Consider the following 17,492-nt stretch of genomic DNA (forward strand, 5'->3'; position numbering starts at 1 on the left):
TAAAAAAATAGATTATGAGTGCTAAACCCGTTGTAGTCGTTGAGATTTTTGACACGTCAATAGATAAAGTATGGGATGCTTTAACGACAAAAGCTGCTTTTGATAAATGGTATTTTGATATTGATGAATTTGTTCTAGAAGAAGGATTTGAATTCGAATTTTACGGAGGTTCGTATTTACATCATTGTAAAATAGTAGATTTTGCTCCACAATCTAAATTAGTGTATACATGGAAATATCCAGTTTACGAAGGAAATTCTGTTGTTACCTTTTTATTAGAAGTGATAGAAAATGAATTTGTTCCACAAACTAAACTGACGTTAATTCACGAAGGAATTGAGTCATTTCCGCCAGAAGACAAGAATTTTTCTCGTGAAAGTTTTGAAGCTGGATGGTCAGAGATTATCCGAATTAGTTTGAAGAGTTATTTAGAAGGTAATGTAGATGATGATTTGAAAGTTGAATAGAATAAAAAAAGAGACTTCGTCAAGTCTCTTTTTAATTTTTTTTACAGCCGATTATTTTTTGAATAATACTGTGATTCCTTCTTGATTTGGTAAAATCGGACGAGGATCTTCCGCTGTTACTATTCCTGCTTTTTCTTTTCTTAAATTCGCAACCCAAAATGGAATCCAAGAGATAGCTATCGTTGAAAAGAAGATGATACCCCAAAATCCGCATAAAGCGATTACTAAGAATAATAAGAAACCTAAAAATTGAATCATGATTTTATTTTTATGTGATACAAACTTAGTAAATAAAATTTATAGAAATACTAACATTAATCACTTTTCTTTCATCAAACGATTTCTTAAATTTGTGAGATAAGTAAATATAATAAAAATAAAAAATGGAATACAGAATTGAGAAAGACACCATGGGGGAAGTAAAAGTTCCTGCTGACAAATATTGGGGCGCTCAAACAGAACGTTCAAGAAATAACTTTAAAATTGGTCCAGCTGCTTCAATGCCAAAAGAAATCGTTGAAGGTTTTGCTTATCTTAAGAAAGCTGCAGCTTATGCAAATGCTGAGTTAGGTGTATTACCAGTTGAAAAAAGAGATGCTATTGCAGCTGTTTGTGATGAAATCTTAGCAGGTAAATTAGATGATCAATTTCCATTAGTTATTTGGCAAACAGGTTCGGGAACACAATCTAACATGAATGTGAACGAAGTTGTTGCTAATCGTGCTCAAGTATTAGCAGGAGGTAAAATTGGAGAAGGAGAACCTGTTTTGAAAGCGAACGATGACGTGAACAAATCTCAATCTTCTAACGATACTTACCCAACAGGTATGCATATTGCCGCTTACAAAGCTGTTGTTGAAGTAACAATTCCAGGTGTTGAACAATTACGTGATACTTTAGCTAAGAAAGCAGAAGAATTTAAAAGCGTTGTAAAAATTGGTCGTACACACTTAATGGATGCTACTCCATTAACATTAGGACAAGAAATTTCAGGATATGTAGCACAATTAAACCACGGTTTAAGAGCATTAAGAAATACATTAGCGCATTTATCTGAATTAGCATTAGGAGGAACTGCTGTAGGTACAGGACTTAACACTCCAGAAGGATACGATGTAGTAGTCGCTAAATACATTGCTGAGTTTACAGGTCATCCATTTGTTACTGCAGAAAATAAATTTGAAGCGTTAGCTGCTCACGATGCCATCGTAGAAACTCACGGAGCGTTGAAACAATTAGCTGTTTCATTAAACAAAATTGCAAATGATGTTCGTATGTTAGCTTCAGGACCTCGTTCAGGTATTGGTGAAATCATTATTCCAGAAAATGAGCCAGGGTCTTCTATCATGCCAGGTAAAGTAAATCCTACACAATGTGAAGCTTTAACTATGGTTGCTGCTCAAGTTATGGGTAATGATGTTGCAATTACGATTGGTGGAACTCAAGGTCACTATGAATTAAATGTTTTCAAACCATTAATGGCTGCAAATTTCTTACAATCTGCACGTTTATTAGGGGATGCTTGTGTTTCTTTTGACGAACATTGTGCACAAGGTATCGAACCAAATTATGCTCGTATCAAAGAATTAGTAGATAATTCATTAATGTTAGTAACTGCGCTTAATACAAAAATTGGTTATTACAAAGCTGCAGAGATTGCGCAAACTGCACACAAAAATAACTCTACGTTAAAAGAAACTGCAATTGCATTAGGATATGTAACTGCTGAACAATTTGACGAATGGGTAAAACCAGAAGATATGGTTGGTTCTTTAAAATAAGAAAATATAAATCATTATAGTAAAAGAGGTTGCTTTTGTAACCTCTTTTTTTGTACGTATTAAAATAATTGAGAAAAAATTCCTTTATTAAGAGGAAAAATTGTATCTTTAGTAAAAGTTTAAAATTATGGCAACAATAAAACTAAAAAGTTACAAGCAAATCATTGATGAAATTCCTGAAGTAAGAGATTTCACTAATGTCTATTTCTATGTAAATAGTTATAATATCGATCAAAAATACATCAAATATCTAGACGAATTATCTGGTTTAAAAGATGATATTATTTCGAATTGGTTAAATATTACAACGCGTACATATAGAAATTATAAAACAAAAGACGTTTCATTAAAAGACAATACGAAAGAGCATGTTGTTCTTTTAATTTCTTTGTATAAACATGGTTTAGAGGTTTTTAACACAAAAGATGATTTCGAAAAATGGTTAACAACTCCAAACGTTTTATTGGATAAAAAAGCACCAATGGATTTCTTGGATACAGTATCTGGTTTAAAATTCATTGACAATCGTTTAACAGCTATTGAGTACGGAGAAAACGTTTAAGAATGTTAGTTTACAATATACGTAAAGCTAAATATGCAAAATCATTACAAGCTTCTGGTGTTGCCAACAGATGGAACAAAAATGATGAATTTGTAATTTATTCGGGAAGTACACGCGCATTATCAACCTTAGAATTAGTGGTTCACCGCAGTTCAATTACGATTGACAATTCGTACAAATTATTAGTGATTGAAATTGATTGTACAGAAGATGAAATTTACAATGTAAAGGATTCTAAATTACCCAAAAATTGGCAATCTGTAGAGTCTTATCCGAAACTTCAAGAAATTGGATCTGCTTGGTATCAAGATTTTAAATATTTGGTGATGAAAGTTCCTTCGTCAATCATTCCGAAAGAATACAATTATTTAATTAATACAAAACATCCCGATTTTTCTTCGAAAGTAAAAATCAAAGAAATAGAAGATTACAATTGGGATGATCGTTTATTATAAAGCATAAAAAAATCGCCTAAATCTTTAGGCGATTTATTGATTTATGAAGGTTTTAAATCTTTTTATATTTCAATAATAAACTGTTTGTTACAACACTTACACTGCTCATAGCCATTGCAGCTCCTGCAATCATTGGGTCTAATAAAAATCCGTTGATTGGATAAAGAACACCTGCCGCAATTGGAATACCGATTACATTATAAATAAATGCCCAGAATAAATTTTGATGAATAGTCTTAACTGTTTGTGTTGAAAGATTAATCGCATGATTAATTTTTGTTAAATCGCCACCGATTAACGTTACTTCGGCAACATCAATTGCAATATCAGAACCATTTCCCATTGCAATCGAAACATCTGCTTGTGCCAAAGCTGCACTGTCATTAATTCCATCACCAACCATCGCAACAATTCTTCCTTTATTTTGTAAATCTTTGATGATATTCATTTTATCATGAGGTAAAGCATTCGCTACAACTTGGTCAATTCCAACTTGTTTAGCAATTGCATTCGCAGAAAATTCATTGTCACCAGTCACCATCCAAACCTCAATTCCTTTTTCATGAAATGCTTTTATAGCTTCAATAGAAGTTGCTTTTATTTCATCTGAAATTCCAATCAAACCTAAAACATTTTCATTATCACCAAAGAAAGAAGTGGTATAATTTTTAGTTGAAAAATCTTGAATTGTTTGTTTAACATTCTCCTCAATTTGAATGTTCAATTCGTTCATCCAACTTATTTTCCCAACATAATATTCTTTGTTCAAACGAGTTGCTTTTAATCCTTTTCCAGAAACATCTTCAACTTTCAAATCCGATAAATTTTCTTGTTTACCAATATGTGCAGTAATAGCTTTGGCTAAGGGATGTTGCGAATTATTCTCGATGGTATAAAGTATATTTTTAGCAGAATCATCAAACCAAATTAATTCTTGTACTTTAGGTTTTCCTTCTGTAATTGTTCCTGTTTTATCTAAGATAATCGTATCAATTTTCTTTGCCAATTCTAAACTTTCTGCATTTTTAATCAAAATTCCTTGTTCAGCTCCTTTTCCCATTCCAACCATAATTGCAGTAGGTGTAGCCAAACCAAGTGCGCAAGGACAAGCGATAACCAATACAGTTATCATGGATAAAAGTGCCATGGTAAACGCATTTTCTTGACCTAAAACTAACCATGTAATAAAAGTTAAAATTGCTATGATAATTACAATCGGAACAAAAATTCCTGCTATTTTATCCACCAATTGTTGAACTGGCGCCTTACTACCTTGTGCATTCTTCACAGACTGAATGATTTGAGCTAAGAGCGTATCATTACCAACTTTTAAGGCTTTATATTGAATAGGAGAATTTTGGTTCAACGTTCCTGAAAAAACAGTAGCATCAACTCCTTTTTCGACAGGAAGAGGTTCACCAGTTAAAGAACTTTCATCGATAAAAGTTTCTCCAGAAATAATTATTCCATCAACGGCAATTTTATCTCCAGGTTTAGATAAAATCAAGTCTCCAATTTGCACATCTTCAATTTTTACTTCAACTTGATTTCCATTTTTTAAAACAGAAACCGTATTGGGTTGCAGACCTATTAATTTTTTGATTGCTTCAGATGTATTTCCCTTCGCACGTTCTTCCATCAATTTACCAATCAAAATAAAAACGATAATCAAACCAGCTGCTTCAAAATAAGGATGAGCGTGTAAACCTTTGCTGTGCCAATATTCTGGAAATAATGTATTGAAAACACTGAATATATAAGCTACACCAGTACTCAAAGCTACTAAAGTATCCATATTAGCTGTCTTATTTTTCAATTGTTTCCACGCACCAACAAAAAATTGTTGACCGAAAATAAAGAGAATAGGAGTAGAAAGCGCCCACATGATATAATTACCATAAGGCATATTCATAAAAAACATTCCTATAATGAACAAAGGAATACCAAAAACAAGCGCCCATATCACGTTCTTTTTTAGTGATAGGTATTTATCTTCATGAAGTTGTTCTATTTCTTCGTCTTGATTTTTTGATTCATCAATCACTAAATCAAATCCAACCTCAACTAATGCATTTTTTAAATTTTCGGGAGAAGTTAAAGAAGGAATATATTCTATTTTTCCCATTCCATTTCCATAATTCACTTCAGCATTTACAACACCTGGTTGACGTTTTAAATTTGCCTGCGAGCTACTTGCGCATGAAGCACAAGTCATGTTAAGTACGGGGTAATTTATTTCGACAGAATCGATTTTGAAATTATTTTGTTTTAGGATTTGAAAAACTTTAGCTGTTACTTTAGGCATTTTTTTTGCCGTCAGCGAAACACTTTTATTTGATAAATCAATAAAAAAACTATCCAGATTTTCAACTTCAGATATCATTTGGTTCAATTTAGAAACTTGTTCTTGCGTTTCTAAATTAAGAAGCGGTATAATAAGGGTTTGCGTATTCATAATAGTTATTTTATACTACAAATTTCAAGTAATTTTTAAGAAATTATGTTATACAATTGTAGAATAAATTTATAAAATAAGATTATCGTCTTCATAAGGTAAGTCTTGCGGATCAACATTTATAAAATCAGGTTCAGGAAGTTTTTTTAATTGATAAGCATGAATTGAAATATAATCATTTAAATATGCTTTCACGACGCGATGCATGCCATCCATTATTTTACCTTCTGGACATAAAATAATAGGATACGAAAGATCAGCATTATTCACCAAAATCATATGTTCGGCAATCGATTTACATGTAGGAACATCTCCTTCATTACTGTACCAATAAGACTCGTTTAATTCGCTGATAGCACTTAAAGGAATTTTTTTTGGCAGAATATTTTGTGTTAAGCTAATCAATCGATCAACATCCCAAATATAAAATTGTTGATTGATTCGACGAAAATGATATTGCTTTCTCAACTTAAATGTTTAATAATGAATTTAAATATAAACGAATTATATCAAAAAAAGCCTCAATTTTGAGGCTTTTTGTGTTATAATTTTATTTTGGTAAATGCGGTGGGCGCATTTTGTATTGATTCTGTTTCAGACTCATTAAAAAGGATTCTAATGCATCTAATTCGGAAGTTGTTAAATTAAGTTTTTTCACCAAATCAGATGTTTTAGGAAATAATGAATCATTTTTCTGTTTTTCATTTGGTTGAAAGTGAAACATTCCAGCATTGTACATATTTAAGACACCACGAATAGTAGGAAACAATCCGTTGTGCATATAAGGTGCATTTTGAGGAACTTCACGCAAAGAAGGTGTTTTAAATTCACCAACATTTTTTGCTAATTTAGTTGTATTGTATAAACCTAAATCTTCGTATTCTCGTCCATAATACGTTAATCCAATATTATGGAATTTATTATCCGAAAAATAAGCCGAATTGTGACAGTTGATACATCTTGCTTTTGTACGGAAAAGATGTAAACCTTCGATTTCTTGATCTGTTAATTCATCTGATTTTCCAGCAATAAATTTATCAAAACGATTTTTTGGAGCTAAAATTGTTCGTTCAAAAGTAGCAATTGCTTTCGTTATGCGATCATTTGATACGTTTTCGTCTCCAAAAGCTTGTTTGAACAAATCTTTGTAACCAGCAATTTGAGCAATTCTTTTTGTTGCAAAATCGATGTGATGATTCATTTCTTTTTTATCACGAATTGGGAATTCAGCTTGTTCTTCCAACGTTTTTGCTCGACCATCCCAGAACATTACTTTAGCATAAGCCACATTCATTAAACTTGGTGAATTACGTGCACCCAATTGACGGTCTTCTCCATAAGGAACACGTCGACCATCACCCCAATTTAATTCAGGATCATGGCAATTTGCACAAGAAATTTGATTAGAATTGGATAAACGAGGATCAAAAAATAACGTTTTCCCTAATTCAGCTTTTTCTTTTGTATATGGATTATCTTTGGGAAAAGGAACTTCTCCTAATGTTCCAATATCCTCAAATCCATCATTCAAAACACTTTCGTCAACAGTTGGAGTAGGCCATTTAGACTGATCTCCACTACTATACAATGCTCGTAAATCGGTAATTGTATAACCTTGGTCGATTATTTTATTACTGTTAAATGCATAAAATAGAGTAGTAGCTCCTATTGCAAATAATGGAAGTATTTTTTTCATAATCATTTTAATAATTTAATTGAATTCCGAAGTTCATCCAATAGGTATTGTCTGTATTAATTCGGGTAAAATTACTTTTATTTGTTGCAAATATACCTTTTAACTGTGTATATAGCTCGATTGTCTTATTATTTTTAATCGGTAAAATGAAGCGTATAGAGGTGGATGCATCAAGATGATCTGTTGTATTATAAGCATAATCATAAGCGGCTACATTGTTATAAAATGTATCTTCATTAATACCTGTCATTTTCGTATAATCAAAATAGGAATCAAGTAGCGCATAATAATTAAAAGCTAAACCTATATTTATTTTTGATTTATTATTCAATATAACATCTTTATTCCCATAAACACCAACATCCAACGATTTAATTTTCATGGTATAAATTGCTAATGCATCGTAATATTTATTTTGATTATAACTTGATTTGAAACCAATGAAATAATTCATTTTTGATTGATCACGATTCGCCAAATTAACATCTAAATTCACATTTTGTAAACGATTTTGATAGTTCATTCCACCAATTGAAACATCATAATTTTCACCATCTTTTCTCGAGAAATCTAAACGAGCATTCATCGTATTGTTATCAAACGTTGTCATGAAATTGGCATAAACAAATTGCTCATTGATATCCCAAACGTAAATAAAGAATTTATCTTCCTTCGTTTTGCTATCATACATACGTTGTTGATTTTCTTGGTAATTATAACCTAAAATCAGACTTGTATTGTCAGAACTAAATTGATAACCACCACCAATTTTTGAACTAATATTTCGAGTAAAATGTTGATAAAGTGATTTTTCATTATCAATTTTATTTCTCAACGGGTTATTAATCACACGACCATATCCTGCCATATAACGTAAATAGGTTTCTGGATAAGCTTCAACATCCAAATTTCTATTTTTATAAACGATACTAAAATCTTTGTCTTTTCGCCCATAAGCTCCTAAAACAAAAAGTTGATGACCGTCCATAATTTCGTAAGTAGCCTGAATTTCACCGACTAATTGATTGTTTTTAATTTCAGGTCGAGGATCTAATTTACGAGCCATTTTATTGACATTTAATTCAGCTTTTGCAGCTAATGTCATTTTTCCGAAATTTTTAGAAACTCCTCCACGAATCAAATAGCGCTGATTATCCCAATCAGCAGCACGTGGCACGTAAAAATACTGTGGCGACAATACTTGTTGTTCATCTGTACGTTCGTCAGAAAGATTCCAACTAAGATTTTTTTCTGTAAACTTTTCAAGGTTTATCGTTCCAAAAATTTTGTAACCATTTTCTGTCGTGTATAAACCTTCGCTTAGAAATCCATAACGATTTGTTTCTTCTGCTGTTTGTTTACGAGTAAATTGATTGTTTTTATGATTGAAATAAATTCCGGTATGTGTATAATCTTTTATTGGTAAAGAATGCGTTGCAATAGGCAATTCCCAATTCAAATCTTTGATAAATTGCTCTGCTTCGTTAGAAGTCACTTTTATCGAATCATTTTCTTGCGCGAACAATTGACTTGCAAAAAATAAACAAGTAAAAGAAGCGATTCTCAAAAATTTATTGTCGTATGTTGTTAAATCAATTGATTTCATGTTCTATATTTCTATTGCGCAAAAATTTTCGGTTCAGCTTTAATATTCACAAAATCGTTTGTAGAATTATTGGTATCCTTCAAGATAATACGACCATTTATTGTTTTCTGTGTTTTACGAATAATAGATGTTGATGAATAAGGTCCTGCTGTTAAATATGAATATCCTGCATCTTGTTTATTTTGTAATTTTTTTGGAACCAATTTACTTCCCATATCTTGAGTGGTTTCTACGCCATCCACAATCTTTTCATTCGGTAATTGAAGATATTCGTATGAAGTCTTATTATTTGGATTTTTCACCTTTCCAAACCCATTAATTTCTTCGTTAGAAGCTCTAAATAAGATAAATGCTTGACGACCTAAATTGTCTAAAATTAAATCTCTACCTGAAACCCACCACACAATATCCATATCAGGAACAGCAGGATTTTGAATATCATACGAATATTGAGATCCTAAATATTCTGTCATATTCACTTCAAAATCAGCATTGGATAAATCGACTGTTAATTCTGGTTTTAGAATCTCGATTAATTTACCATTGGCATCATAATAATTTCCTTTGTGATTGATTGCTGTTTGTGCAATTGTGATACTTTCACCTGGCTGAACAGCATAAGTTGTACCATCCCCAGGAATACGAATCGCGTGAGATACATACACAAAATCGGTATTTGCACTTGCACCTACTTTATTTCCTTCGCCTTTCGACCAATCTAACTGACCATTTGGTTGAGAATAAGGTTGATTTTCTACCGTATTAGCACCAAATAATTGACCAAATATTAACCCATCTGCATAAAGAACTTCACTTGAATTGTTATAAATCTCAATAAATTGATCTCTAAACATTGCACCTTCTTTGATGTGTGAACCACCGTAATAAATTTGTTTCAAGATTAATCCACCAATTGTTTTCGTAGAAGTTAACTCGATTTCTAAAGATACATTTGATGAGTTAATGGTAATATTTTGTGCAGCACCACTAAACTCAACATTATCTTCTGAATCTGTAGGATAACCAAATAAATCCTCGAATTGAGCTGGAGTAATAGAAAAACTCACATTTGCTGAATATATTCCTGGTGTTAAATTAGGAAAAATAGCTTCACCATTATCATTCGTTAAAGCTTCATACGTAATGCCAGTTTGTGTATTTTTCAGAACTGTTTTGGCATGAATAGGTTTTTTGGTATGATCAAAATCAGCATCAAATTTTACATACGTTGTAAAATTAATTGTTTGAACAGCATTTGCTCCAAAATCATCATCAGAACAAGAATTGAATAATAATGTTATTACAAATGGAGTGAATAGTATTAATTTTTTAAACATAATAATCTTTTTAAATGGTTTAGAATTAGAACGTGTACTCAATTTTACCTCCTAATGAAAATTTAGCAATATTAGATTCTCTTCTTTCTCCAGAATCGTTGATATAAGTAGGTTTCAGACCAAAAACATTGGTTGTATAAACCGAAACTTTAAATCCATTCAAGAAATCTTTCGAAATGCGTAAATGGAAATTGTGCAATGATTTTTGTAATTCACCTAACGTTTTTTGAGGTGCTTTGATCAAATGCCCATACAAATCTATATTTGCTTGGTCTTCGACTGGTATTTCATGAAAAACAGAATTTCCATCCAAATAACCTATTGGATTTCTATTGTTGAATTTATCGTGATTCTGAATAAATATATGTTCGGTTCGAAGTGATAAAATTAATCCCACATTTTTTAGATGATAATTAAAATTAGTTCCAAACATTAATTGTTCATCGTTTGATTTCGGATTATAATACACGCCATATTTCTCTTTTGCTAAAACATTTGTAGAAGCGTCGTACGTATAAACAGGTTTATTGTTCGTGGTTTTTGTATAAGATCCATTTACAGATATATCTAAATTGAGCGGTCGAATGCGATTAAAATTCATAAACATTTCGATTCCTTTATCTGTAGATTCTAAATTATTTTCTAAAGTTGAATATTCAATTTGATAAGCATCCTTTCCAACAACAGAGTAGGATGGAGTAGAAGAGGACGTATCAACCGCAATTTTAGAACCTTCTAAAGTTGTAATTTGAGCAAAAGACGAAATACCATCTTTCAATTGATTGTAATATCCCGTAACGTTTAACGATCCAAAAGGTAAATTAAGATCAAAACCAATTTCCGAATTATAGGATTTACTTGGTTTTAAGTTTAGATTATTTCCTTCTAAAAGGAACGTTTCAATCCAACCGTATTGTTTATTGTTGATATAATATATTCCGTCACCTAAAAGTCGATCATAAATACGATCACCTGTAAAAAGTTGATTTAAAGAAGGTGCTTTAGACGAAATTCCATATCCACCACGAACTCTTAACACTTTATTGAAAGCGTATGAAGTATTTACACGCGGTTGATACGAATTATAACCATATTGGTTGTCGTATCTAAAACCTAAATCTAATTTGAAAACATTGTCATTGTTTCCATATTTCACAATTCTATCTTCTGCATAAACAGATAATTGCCATTGCGTTTTGGTATTTTTGAAATTATAATCTCGGTAACCTAAACTACCTTTAGCACCGCTTAAAGTGAAAAAATTAGGTGTTGAATTTTCGTCTGTATATGTTCCACGACCTTTGTTTTCACTAGATCGGGAAGATAGTCCAACAGAAAAAGTATGATTCCATTTGTTTTTAGATTCATAATTTTTCACACCTTCTACATTCAGAAAAGTAGACATTGGAATTCCTTCTACATTTTTGACTAACGTATATTGATTAGGTAAAAAGATAGCTTCAGAAATACCGTTTACAGTAGAAGTCGTCACAGCTGCAGTTGCAACATTTACCCAACGTTCTTCTTTAGAATTTTGCTTTTCGTAATTAATGTTTGCATCAACATTTAAAGCATCAATCCATTCTTTTTTCAAATTCCATTTCAAATTATTTGATAATCGAATAGAGAACTTATCATTTTTTATTTTAGGATCCGAAATATCATCCGGATCATATTTTATTTTATCAGTGTTAGTCGCAAAATTTCCATCTAACGTATTAACCAATGTATTTGTTTTGTTAGATGATTTCCAAGCAGCGCTAGTCGATATACGATTATATGACTTCAAATTATCGCGCACATCTGCATTAGAAGACAAATAATTGCCTGATATACTAAAGAAGTTTCTGTCATTTATCTTGAAACCCTTCAAAATATTATATTCAGTTGTTGCATCTAACATCGAAACCGAAGCGCGTAGGGGAGCTTGCCCAACTTTTGAATTGATGATAATTAATCCTGATGTTAAGTCACCATATTTGGCAGGAGCAATCCCTTGAATAATTTTTACTTCATCAATATTTGCAGTTGTTATTTGGCGCAAATCTACACCATAACTTGGATTATTAAAATCGTTGAAATTCCCATTAGAAACTGAAGAAAAAGATTGCATATTTTCGTTATTCGAAACTGGAATATCATTGACAACGATGGAAGTACCAAACGCTTTATTCTGAAAATAATCTTTTCTGTCATTAATAGTCGACGTACTTGAGCTACCAGATAAACCTAAATTATTATTTGAACTGGCAGTTCTAAATACAATATTCTTAAACTCATTGTTGTTAAAATCTAATGTTACTTGTCCTGGTAATTGTTGCAAAACCTCGTTTAATGAAAAAGCCTGTACATTTTCGATTGCTTCTTTTCCAAGTGTAATTTCAGAATATTCTTTTTTCTTTTTAGGTGAAATATCAACTTGCTCTAATCGGAGTGTTTGATTATAAAGAACGATGGATACATTAGTTTCATCAGAATTAACAATGATTTCTTGCGTTTCTTTCCCTTTTTGCGAAAAAGATAAATTAGTATTCTCATTCGATAATTGGATTGTAAAAAAACCATTCGAATTTGTTTGAGTCCATCTTTTAGTTTGCGGATCCTGAACTTGAACATTTGATAAATTGTTTCCATTTTCATCTGTTACAGTTCCCGATAAAATCCGTTGAGCATTTACAAAACCGAATGTTCCTAATAGAGAGAGCGCTAATAAACCTTTTTTCATTTCGAAGAAATTGAAATACAAATTTATTTTAAATTAATCTAAATAGCAATAGAACTTAAGTCATATTTTAATAAAAAGAAAAATATTGATTCATTAATAAAACAATAATGACTTTATTTAAAATAACCGTGATTCAAGTATAATATGGAAATATATAAGTATTTATTTGATGTATTTAATCCTACTTAACATAATAAAGATTATTAACAATAAAATTTCAAAGAAATATTATTGTTATAATATATATTATGTTAAATTGAAATATGAATTCATACCTATTGTATGAATTCATTATTATAATAACATAATTTGCTAAGATTCATCTAAACGAATATTTAGAACATACTATTCTAATCAGCATCGTAGATTAAAACTCGTTTGGCTAATTTATTTGGACCATTCAAAAACTCGATATGTTGTGGATGTTTTTGATACGTTTCGAATTGTTCCATCGTTTCAAAAGCTGCAAATAAAGAAAATGAATAAGAAGCATCAATCACATCTCGCTCTATATTTGCTGGCGTACCAACATGAAAAAAAGCTGAAGGTGCAATCGGTTCTAAATCTTTCAATGCTTGATGAAATGTATTCACTTCATCTTCAGTTGCATCATCTTTTAACCAAAATAATACGTGGTGTGCTAACATAAAAAACTATTTTTAGTATGCAATTTGCATTTTTACTTTTTTATTTTTTATTTTTTGACCATTTAATTTCTTTAAAATTTCAGGTACTTTTTTACGATTTATGGCTACATACGAAGTTGTGTCTTTAACTTCAATAATTCCGACATCATTCTTTTCTAATTCCCCTTTTTTGAATAAAAACCCTACAATATCTACTTTATTGACTTTGTCTTTTTTACCTGCCGAAATATAAATTGTTTGATAAGGCGTTCTTTCAGGAATTTTATATGTTCCGCTTAAATTTTCTACAGGTAAATTTTCATTTACAAATGGAAAATGCTCCTCGTTACTGATGATTAAATACACAAAACCTTTTGCATTCATACGGGCTGTACGTCCATTTCGGTGAATAAACGCTGCTTCTTTTGCAGGCAATTGATAATGTATAATCGAATCAACTTCCGGAATATCTAATCCACGCGCAGCTAAATCTGTTGTAATTAATACACGAACCGAATCGTTACGGAATTTTAACAACGCACGTTCGCGTTCGTCTTGTTCCATTCCTCCATGAAAACTTTCTCGTGCAATTCCTTTCTCGTGCAAAAGATGACTAATTCTATCCACAGCATCGCGGTGATTACAGAAAATCAACATGCGTTTGCTACCTATTTTACAAATCAAATCGAACAAAGTATCCAATTTTTCTTCTGAAATGGTGTTTACCACTTTCATATGTAAATCTGGTTTTACTTCGATTTGTTTTAAGTAACTCACAATTTTTTCGTCATTCAACCCAACAAATTCTGGAATATTTTCCATTTCGGTAGCTGATGTTAGAATACGTTGTTTTAAACCTGATAACTGTTCTACTATAAAGCTCATATCTTCTTGGAATCCTAATTCTAAAGCTTTGTCGAACTCATCTAAAATCAAAGTTTGAACAGTTGACGGATCAAAGTTTTCGTTACGTAAATGATACGCAATACGTCCAGGCGTTCCGATTAATACAGCGGGAGCTTCTAGCAATGTATTTTGTTCAATTTTTGTATTGTGCCCACCATAACAACATGTTACTTTATAATCAGATTTCATCGATTTGAAAACTGTTTCGATTTGTAAAGCTAACTCACGCGCAGGAACTAAAATTAAGGTTTGTACATCTTTTGCTTCAGGCTTTAAATCTCTTAAAACTGGAAATAAAAAAGCCAATGTTTTTCCAGAACCTGTTGGTGATAATAGAATTAAATCTCGTTGATTTTCGGACATTTTGAATGCTGAGCGTTGCATCGCATTCATTTCTTTAATGCCTAAATTTTTATAAAGTAAATCGATTTGCATCTTGCAAAATTAACGTATTCTTTCGAATTAATCATTTTTTGAAGTTGTAGAAATCTTATAATCTTCCATAAACTCATCAAAAAGGTTCATAATTTCAAAATGATTCTTATCTAATGTATTGGCATCAAATGAAACTACAGCTCCATACATTTTTTGCCAAAACGTCATTCGTGTTTGTAGAAATTTTTGAGTTTCGTTATGAATAAAAATATCAGCCTCCATTACTTTTATATTTATTACGCGTTGACGTGGTAATTTCAGTTCTTCGATTTCTAGTATTTTTCCCCATTCAATATAATTCAAATGATCCGTAGGCTTGTAAACGATTCCTTTTTTATCAATCAATAAAATCAATTGTTTTTTCATCAACTTCTTGATCGAAACTATGATTAATAGAAGGCTTGGAACAAATAAAATTCCACTTATATTTTTTGCAGTTTGTGGAGAATTAACTTGATTGGCGTTTAGAAATAAATATATTGAGCAAGAAAAGAATAAAAGACTACCGAATAATAATCCCCAATTACTTGTTTGTTTTGCGTAAACTTTGACTGAATTCAACTGATTTTGTTTTTACAAAAATATAGAATTTAATCTTAATTAAAGGTTATAATAAAAGAGTCCCAAAAGCGAGACTCTTTTTAATTATCCAAAAATTTCTTGGTATTGTTTTTTATATTTTTCTAAAATAATTTTACGTTTAAATTTTAGCGTTGGAGTTAATTCACCTCCTTCCACAGTCATTTCATTTGGAATAACCGCAATCTTTTTAATTTGCTCCCAATGACCAAAATGATTATTCAGTTGATTGATTTCATCTTCTAATTTCTTTTTGATAAAATCGTTTTTCTGAAATTCATCATGAGGAAGATTTACAATTTCAGGAGCATTTGACTGCGCCCATTTTTTGAGATTTGTATAACTCGGAACTACAAAAGCACCAGGAAACTTCTCTCCTTCTCCAACAACCATCAATTGCTCTATGAATGGCGATTCTACCATTTTCATTTCAATTTGTTGAGGAACTATATATTTACCTCCAGAAGTTTTATACATTTCCTTTTTTCGATCAACTATTTTCAAAAATTTATGTTCTACCCATTCTCCAATATCACCTGTATACAACCATCCTTCTTTAATTTCCTCTGCAGTTTTATCTGGTAAATTATGATATCCCATCATCACAATATCACCTCGAACCAAAATCTCACCATCATCGGCCAATTTTACTTCAACACCTTTCAACGGTGGTCCAACAGTGCCTATCTTTTTTCCTCGACGAAAACAATTCACCGCAATTACTGGCGAAGCTTCTGTCAATCCATAACCTTCATAAATTGGAATTTCGGCTGCTAAAAATACGCGAACAATTCGTTGTTGAATCGCTGCACTTCCAGTAACAATTGCCTTTAATTCTCCACCAAGACCATCGTACCATTTGTGTAAAACTAATTTTCTTGCAATAGCTAATTTCAAATTATAAATTGCAGAACGTTGATTTTCCTCTAGCACAAATTCTTCAGCGACCTTTACAGCCCAATTAAAAATTTTATGTTTAATTCCAGGTAATTGTGCACCAGTTTGCATAATTTTTTCATAAACTTTTTCAATCACACGAGGAACAGCCGTTATCATATGTGGTTTTATTTCCTTTAAATTATCACCTATTTTATCCATAGATTCAGCAAAATAAATTGAAATCCCCATATAAACATATAAATATTGAATTGTTCGTTCATACGCATGGCAAGCAGGCAAAAACGTCAAAGCACGATCATATGGATCAAGTGGTGTTGAATATTCGCAAGCAATAACATCTGCAAGAATATTTTTGTGCGACAACATCACGCCTTTCGGATTTCCCGTTGTTCCTGATGTATAGATTAAAAAAGCTAAATCTTCGTGCTTTACATTTACTGCACATTTTTCTATTTCATCTTGTTGGATTGTTTTACCTTTTTCAATCAACACATTCCAACTTTCTGTATTTTGAAATTCATCAATCGAGTATAATTGCTCTAATGAAGGTAATTTTATTTTGAGTTGATTGATACGTGTATATAGATCAAGATTACTTGTAAAGCATACTTTTATAGCGGAATCGCTAAAAATATATTCATAATCATTGTCCGAAATATTAGGATAAATTGCTACGACAACAGCTCCGATTTGTTGTATTGCATAATCTATCATATTCCATTCGACACGATTTTCTGAGATTAATCCAACTTTTTCACCTGGCTGAACTCCACATGCTATTAATCCTTTAGAGATTGCATCTACTTGTTCTAAAAAAGTTTTGGTTTTCATCGGTTTCCATTCTCCATTTTGCTTGGATACAAACATGGATAAGTCAGGAAACTTTTCCAGCTGACGTTTTGGTAAATCAAAAATTCTGGTTGCTTCCATAGCGCATTTATAGTTTTGTAATTTTGAAAAGA

The 17,492-nt window shown here is 31.4% G+C and carries 15 protein-coding genes; 4 read left to right on the plus strand and 11 right to left on the minus strand.

Annotated elements, in window-relative coordinates; translation table 11 throughout:
* Positions 1-14: 14 nt before the first annotated feature.
* Positions 15-467 (plus strand): SRPBCC family protein, encoded by a 453-nt coding sequence (locus HX088_RS01580; RefSeq protein WP_284583666.1) that lies wholly within the window; start codon positions 15-17, stop codon positions 465-467.
* A gap of 51 nt (positions 468-518) precedes the next feature.
* Here the strand turns inward: HX088_RS01580 and HX088_RS01585 are convergent, their stop codons facing one another.
* Positions 519-725 carry a hypothetical protein gene (locus HX088_RS01585; protein WP_225541985.1) on the minus strand — a complete coding sequence of 69 codons (207 nt, stop codon included), beginning with the start codon at positions 723-725 and terminating at the stop codon, positions 519-521.
* 125 nt (positions 726-850) lie between these two features.
* On the opposite strand from HX088_RS01585, the gene fumC reads away from it, so the two are divergent.
* The 3 genes from fumC (at position 851) to HX088_RS01600 (ending at position 3,265) form a co-directional block, all read left to right on the plus strand.
* Complete coding sequence (gene fumC, locus HX088_RS01590; RefSeq protein WP_171622519.1) at positions 851-2,248, plus strand: class II fumarate hydratase; 1,398 nt, start codon at positions 851-853, stop codon at positions 2,246-2,248.
* 127 nt (positions 2,249-2,375) lie between these two features.
* Positions 2,376-2,810, plus strand: coding sequence for an Xre family toxin-antitoxin system antitoxin (locus HX088_RS01595; RefSeq protein WP_171622518.1), 435 nt, complete (start codon positions 2,376-2,378; stop codon positions 2,808-2,810).
* A 2-nt stretch (positions 2,811-2,812) separates the two neighbouring features.
* Entirely contained in the window at positions 2,813-3,265 is a 453-nt protein-coding gene (locus tag HX088_RS01600) for an RES family NAD+ phosphorylase (RefSeq protein ID WP_188320045.1), read from the plus strand.
* A 52-nt stretch (positions 3,266-3,317) separates the two neighbouring features.
* Here the strand turns inward: HX088_RS01600 and HX088_RS01605 are convergent, their stop codons facing one another.
* The 10 genes from HX088_RS01605 to HX088_RS01650 all read right to left on the minus strand — a co-directional run bounded on the left by HX088_RS01605 (position 3,318) and on the right by HX088_RS01650 (position 17,460).
* A complete protein-coding gene (locus tag HX088_RS01605) occupies positions 3,318-5,720 on the minus strand; it encodes a heavy metal translocating P-type ATPase (protein WP_286483093.1) in 2,403 nt (800 codons plus the stop codon).
* A gap of 69 nt (positions 5,721-5,789) precedes the next feature.
* Positions 5,790-6,188 (minus strand): hypothetical protein, encoded by a 399-nt coding sequence (locus tag HX088_RS01610; RefSeq protein ID WP_286483095.1) that lies wholly within the window; start codon positions 6,186-6,188, stop codon positions 5,790-5,792.
* 82 nt (positions 6,189-6,270) lie between these two features.
* Positions 6,271-7,416: a cytochrome-c peroxidase gene (locus tag HX088_RS01615; RefSeq protein ID WP_188320048.1), complete on the minus strand. Its 1,146-nt coding sequence runs from the start codon at positions 7,414-7,416 to the stop codon at positions 6,271-6,273.
* Positions 7,417-7,423: 7 nt separating this feature from the next.
* Positions 7,424-9,022: a DUF6850 family outer membrane beta-barrel protein gene (locus HX088_RS01620; RefSeq protein ID WP_286483098.1), complete on the minus strand. Its 1,599-nt coding sequence runs from the start codon at positions 9,020-9,022 to the stop codon at positions 7,424-7,426.
* An 11-nt stretch (positions 9,023-9,033) separates the two neighbouring features.
* Positions 9,034-10,359 (minus strand): DUF4876 domain-containing protein, encoded by a 1,326-nt coding sequence (locus HX088_RS01625; protein ID WP_286483100.1) that lies wholly within the window; start codon positions 10,357-10,359, stop codon positions 9,034-9,036.
* A 25-nt stretch (positions 10,360-10,384) separates the two neighbouring features.
* Positions 10,385-13,084, minus strand: coding sequence for a TonB-dependent receptor (locus HX088_RS01630; RefSeq protein ID WP_286483102.1), 2,700 nt, complete (start codon positions 13,082-13,084; stop codon positions 10,385-10,387).
* Positions 13,085-13,434: 350 nt separating this feature from the next.
* Entirely contained in the window at positions 13,435-13,731 is a 297-nt protein-coding gene (locus HX088_RS01635) for a Dabb family protein (RefSeq protein WP_171622505.1), read from the minus strand.
* Positions 13,732-13,743: 12 nt separating this feature from the next.
* Entirely contained in the window at positions 13,744-15,051 is a 1,308-nt protein-coding gene (locus HX088_RS01640) for a DEAD/DEAH box helicase (RefSeq protein WP_286483104.1), read from the minus strand.
* A gap of 27 nt (positions 15,052-15,078) precedes the next feature.
* Entirely contained in the window at positions 15,079-15,612 is a 534-nt protein-coding gene (locus HX088_RS01645; protein ID WP_286483106.1) for an STM3941 family protein, read from the minus strand.
* Between the two features lie 84 nt (positions 15,613-15,696).
* Positions 15,697-17,460 (minus strand): AMP-dependent synthetase/ligase, encoded by a 1,764-nt coding sequence (locus HX088_RS01650; protein WP_286483108.1) that lies wholly within the window; start codon positions 17,458-17,460, stop codon positions 15,697-15,699.
* Positions 17,461-17,492 lie beyond the last annotated feature (32 nt).

It is taken from the genome of Empedobacter sp. 225-1 (genome assembly GCF_030328185.1).
GTDB classification, from domain to species: Bacteria; Bacteroidota; Bacteroidia; order Flavobacteriales; family Weeksellaceae; genus Empedobacter; species Empedobacter stercoris.

Excerpts from the sequence above, each read along its gene's own strand:
- HX088_RS01615 (WP_188320048.1), bottom strand. The coding sequence starts at position 7,416 with ATGAAAAAAATACTTCCATTATTTGCAATAGGAGCTACTACTCTATTT.
- HX088_RS01640 (WP_286483104.1), bottom strand. The coding sequence starts at position 15,051 with ATGCAAATCGATTTACTTTATAAAAATTTAGGCATTAAAGAAATGAAT.
- HX088_RS01595 (WP_171622518.1), top strand. The coding sequence starts at position 2,376 with ATGGCAACAATAAAACTAAAAAGTTACAAGCAAATCATTGATGAAATT.
- HX088_RS01635 (WP_171622505.1), bottom strand. The coding sequence starts at position 13,731 with ATGTTAGCACACCACGTATTATTTTGGTTAAAAGATGATGCAACTGAA.
- HX088_RS01600 (WP_188320045.1), top strand. The coding sequence starts at position 2,813 with ATGTTAGTTTACAATATACGTAAAGCTAAATATGCAAAATCATTACAA.
- HX088_RS01620 (WP_286483098.1), bottom strand. The coding sequence starts at position 9,022 with ATGAAATCAATTGATTTAACAACATACGACAATAAATTTTTGAGAATC.
- HX088_RS01605 (WP_286483093.1), bottom strand. The coding sequence starts at position 5,720 with ATGAATACGCAAACCCTTATTATACCGCTTCTTAATTTAGAAACGCAA.
- HX088_RS01650 (WP_286483108.1), bottom strand. The coding sequence starts at position 17,460 with ATGGAAGCAACCAGAATTTTTGATTTACCAAAACGTCAGCTGGAAAAG.
- HX088_RS01580 (WP_284583666.1), top strand. The coding sequence starts at position 15 with ATGAGTGCTAAACCCGTTGTAGTCGTTGAGATTTTTGACACGTCAATA.
- fumC (WP_171622519.1), top strand. The coding sequence starts at position 851 with ATGGAATACAGAATTGAGAAAGACACCATGGGGGAAGTAAAAGTTCCT.
- HX088_RS01625 (WP_286483100.1), bottom strand. The coding sequence starts at position 10,359 with ATGTTTAAAAAATTAATACTATTCACTCCATTTGTAATAACATTATTA.
- HX088_RS01585 (WP_225541985.1), bottom strand. The coding sequence starts at position 725 with ATGATTCAATTTTTAGGTTTCTTATTATTCTTAGTAATCGCTTTATGC.
- HX088_RS01630 (WP_286483102.1), bottom strand. The coding sequence starts at position 13,084 with ATGAAAAAAGGTTTATTAGCGCTCTCTCTATTAGGAACATTCGGTTTT.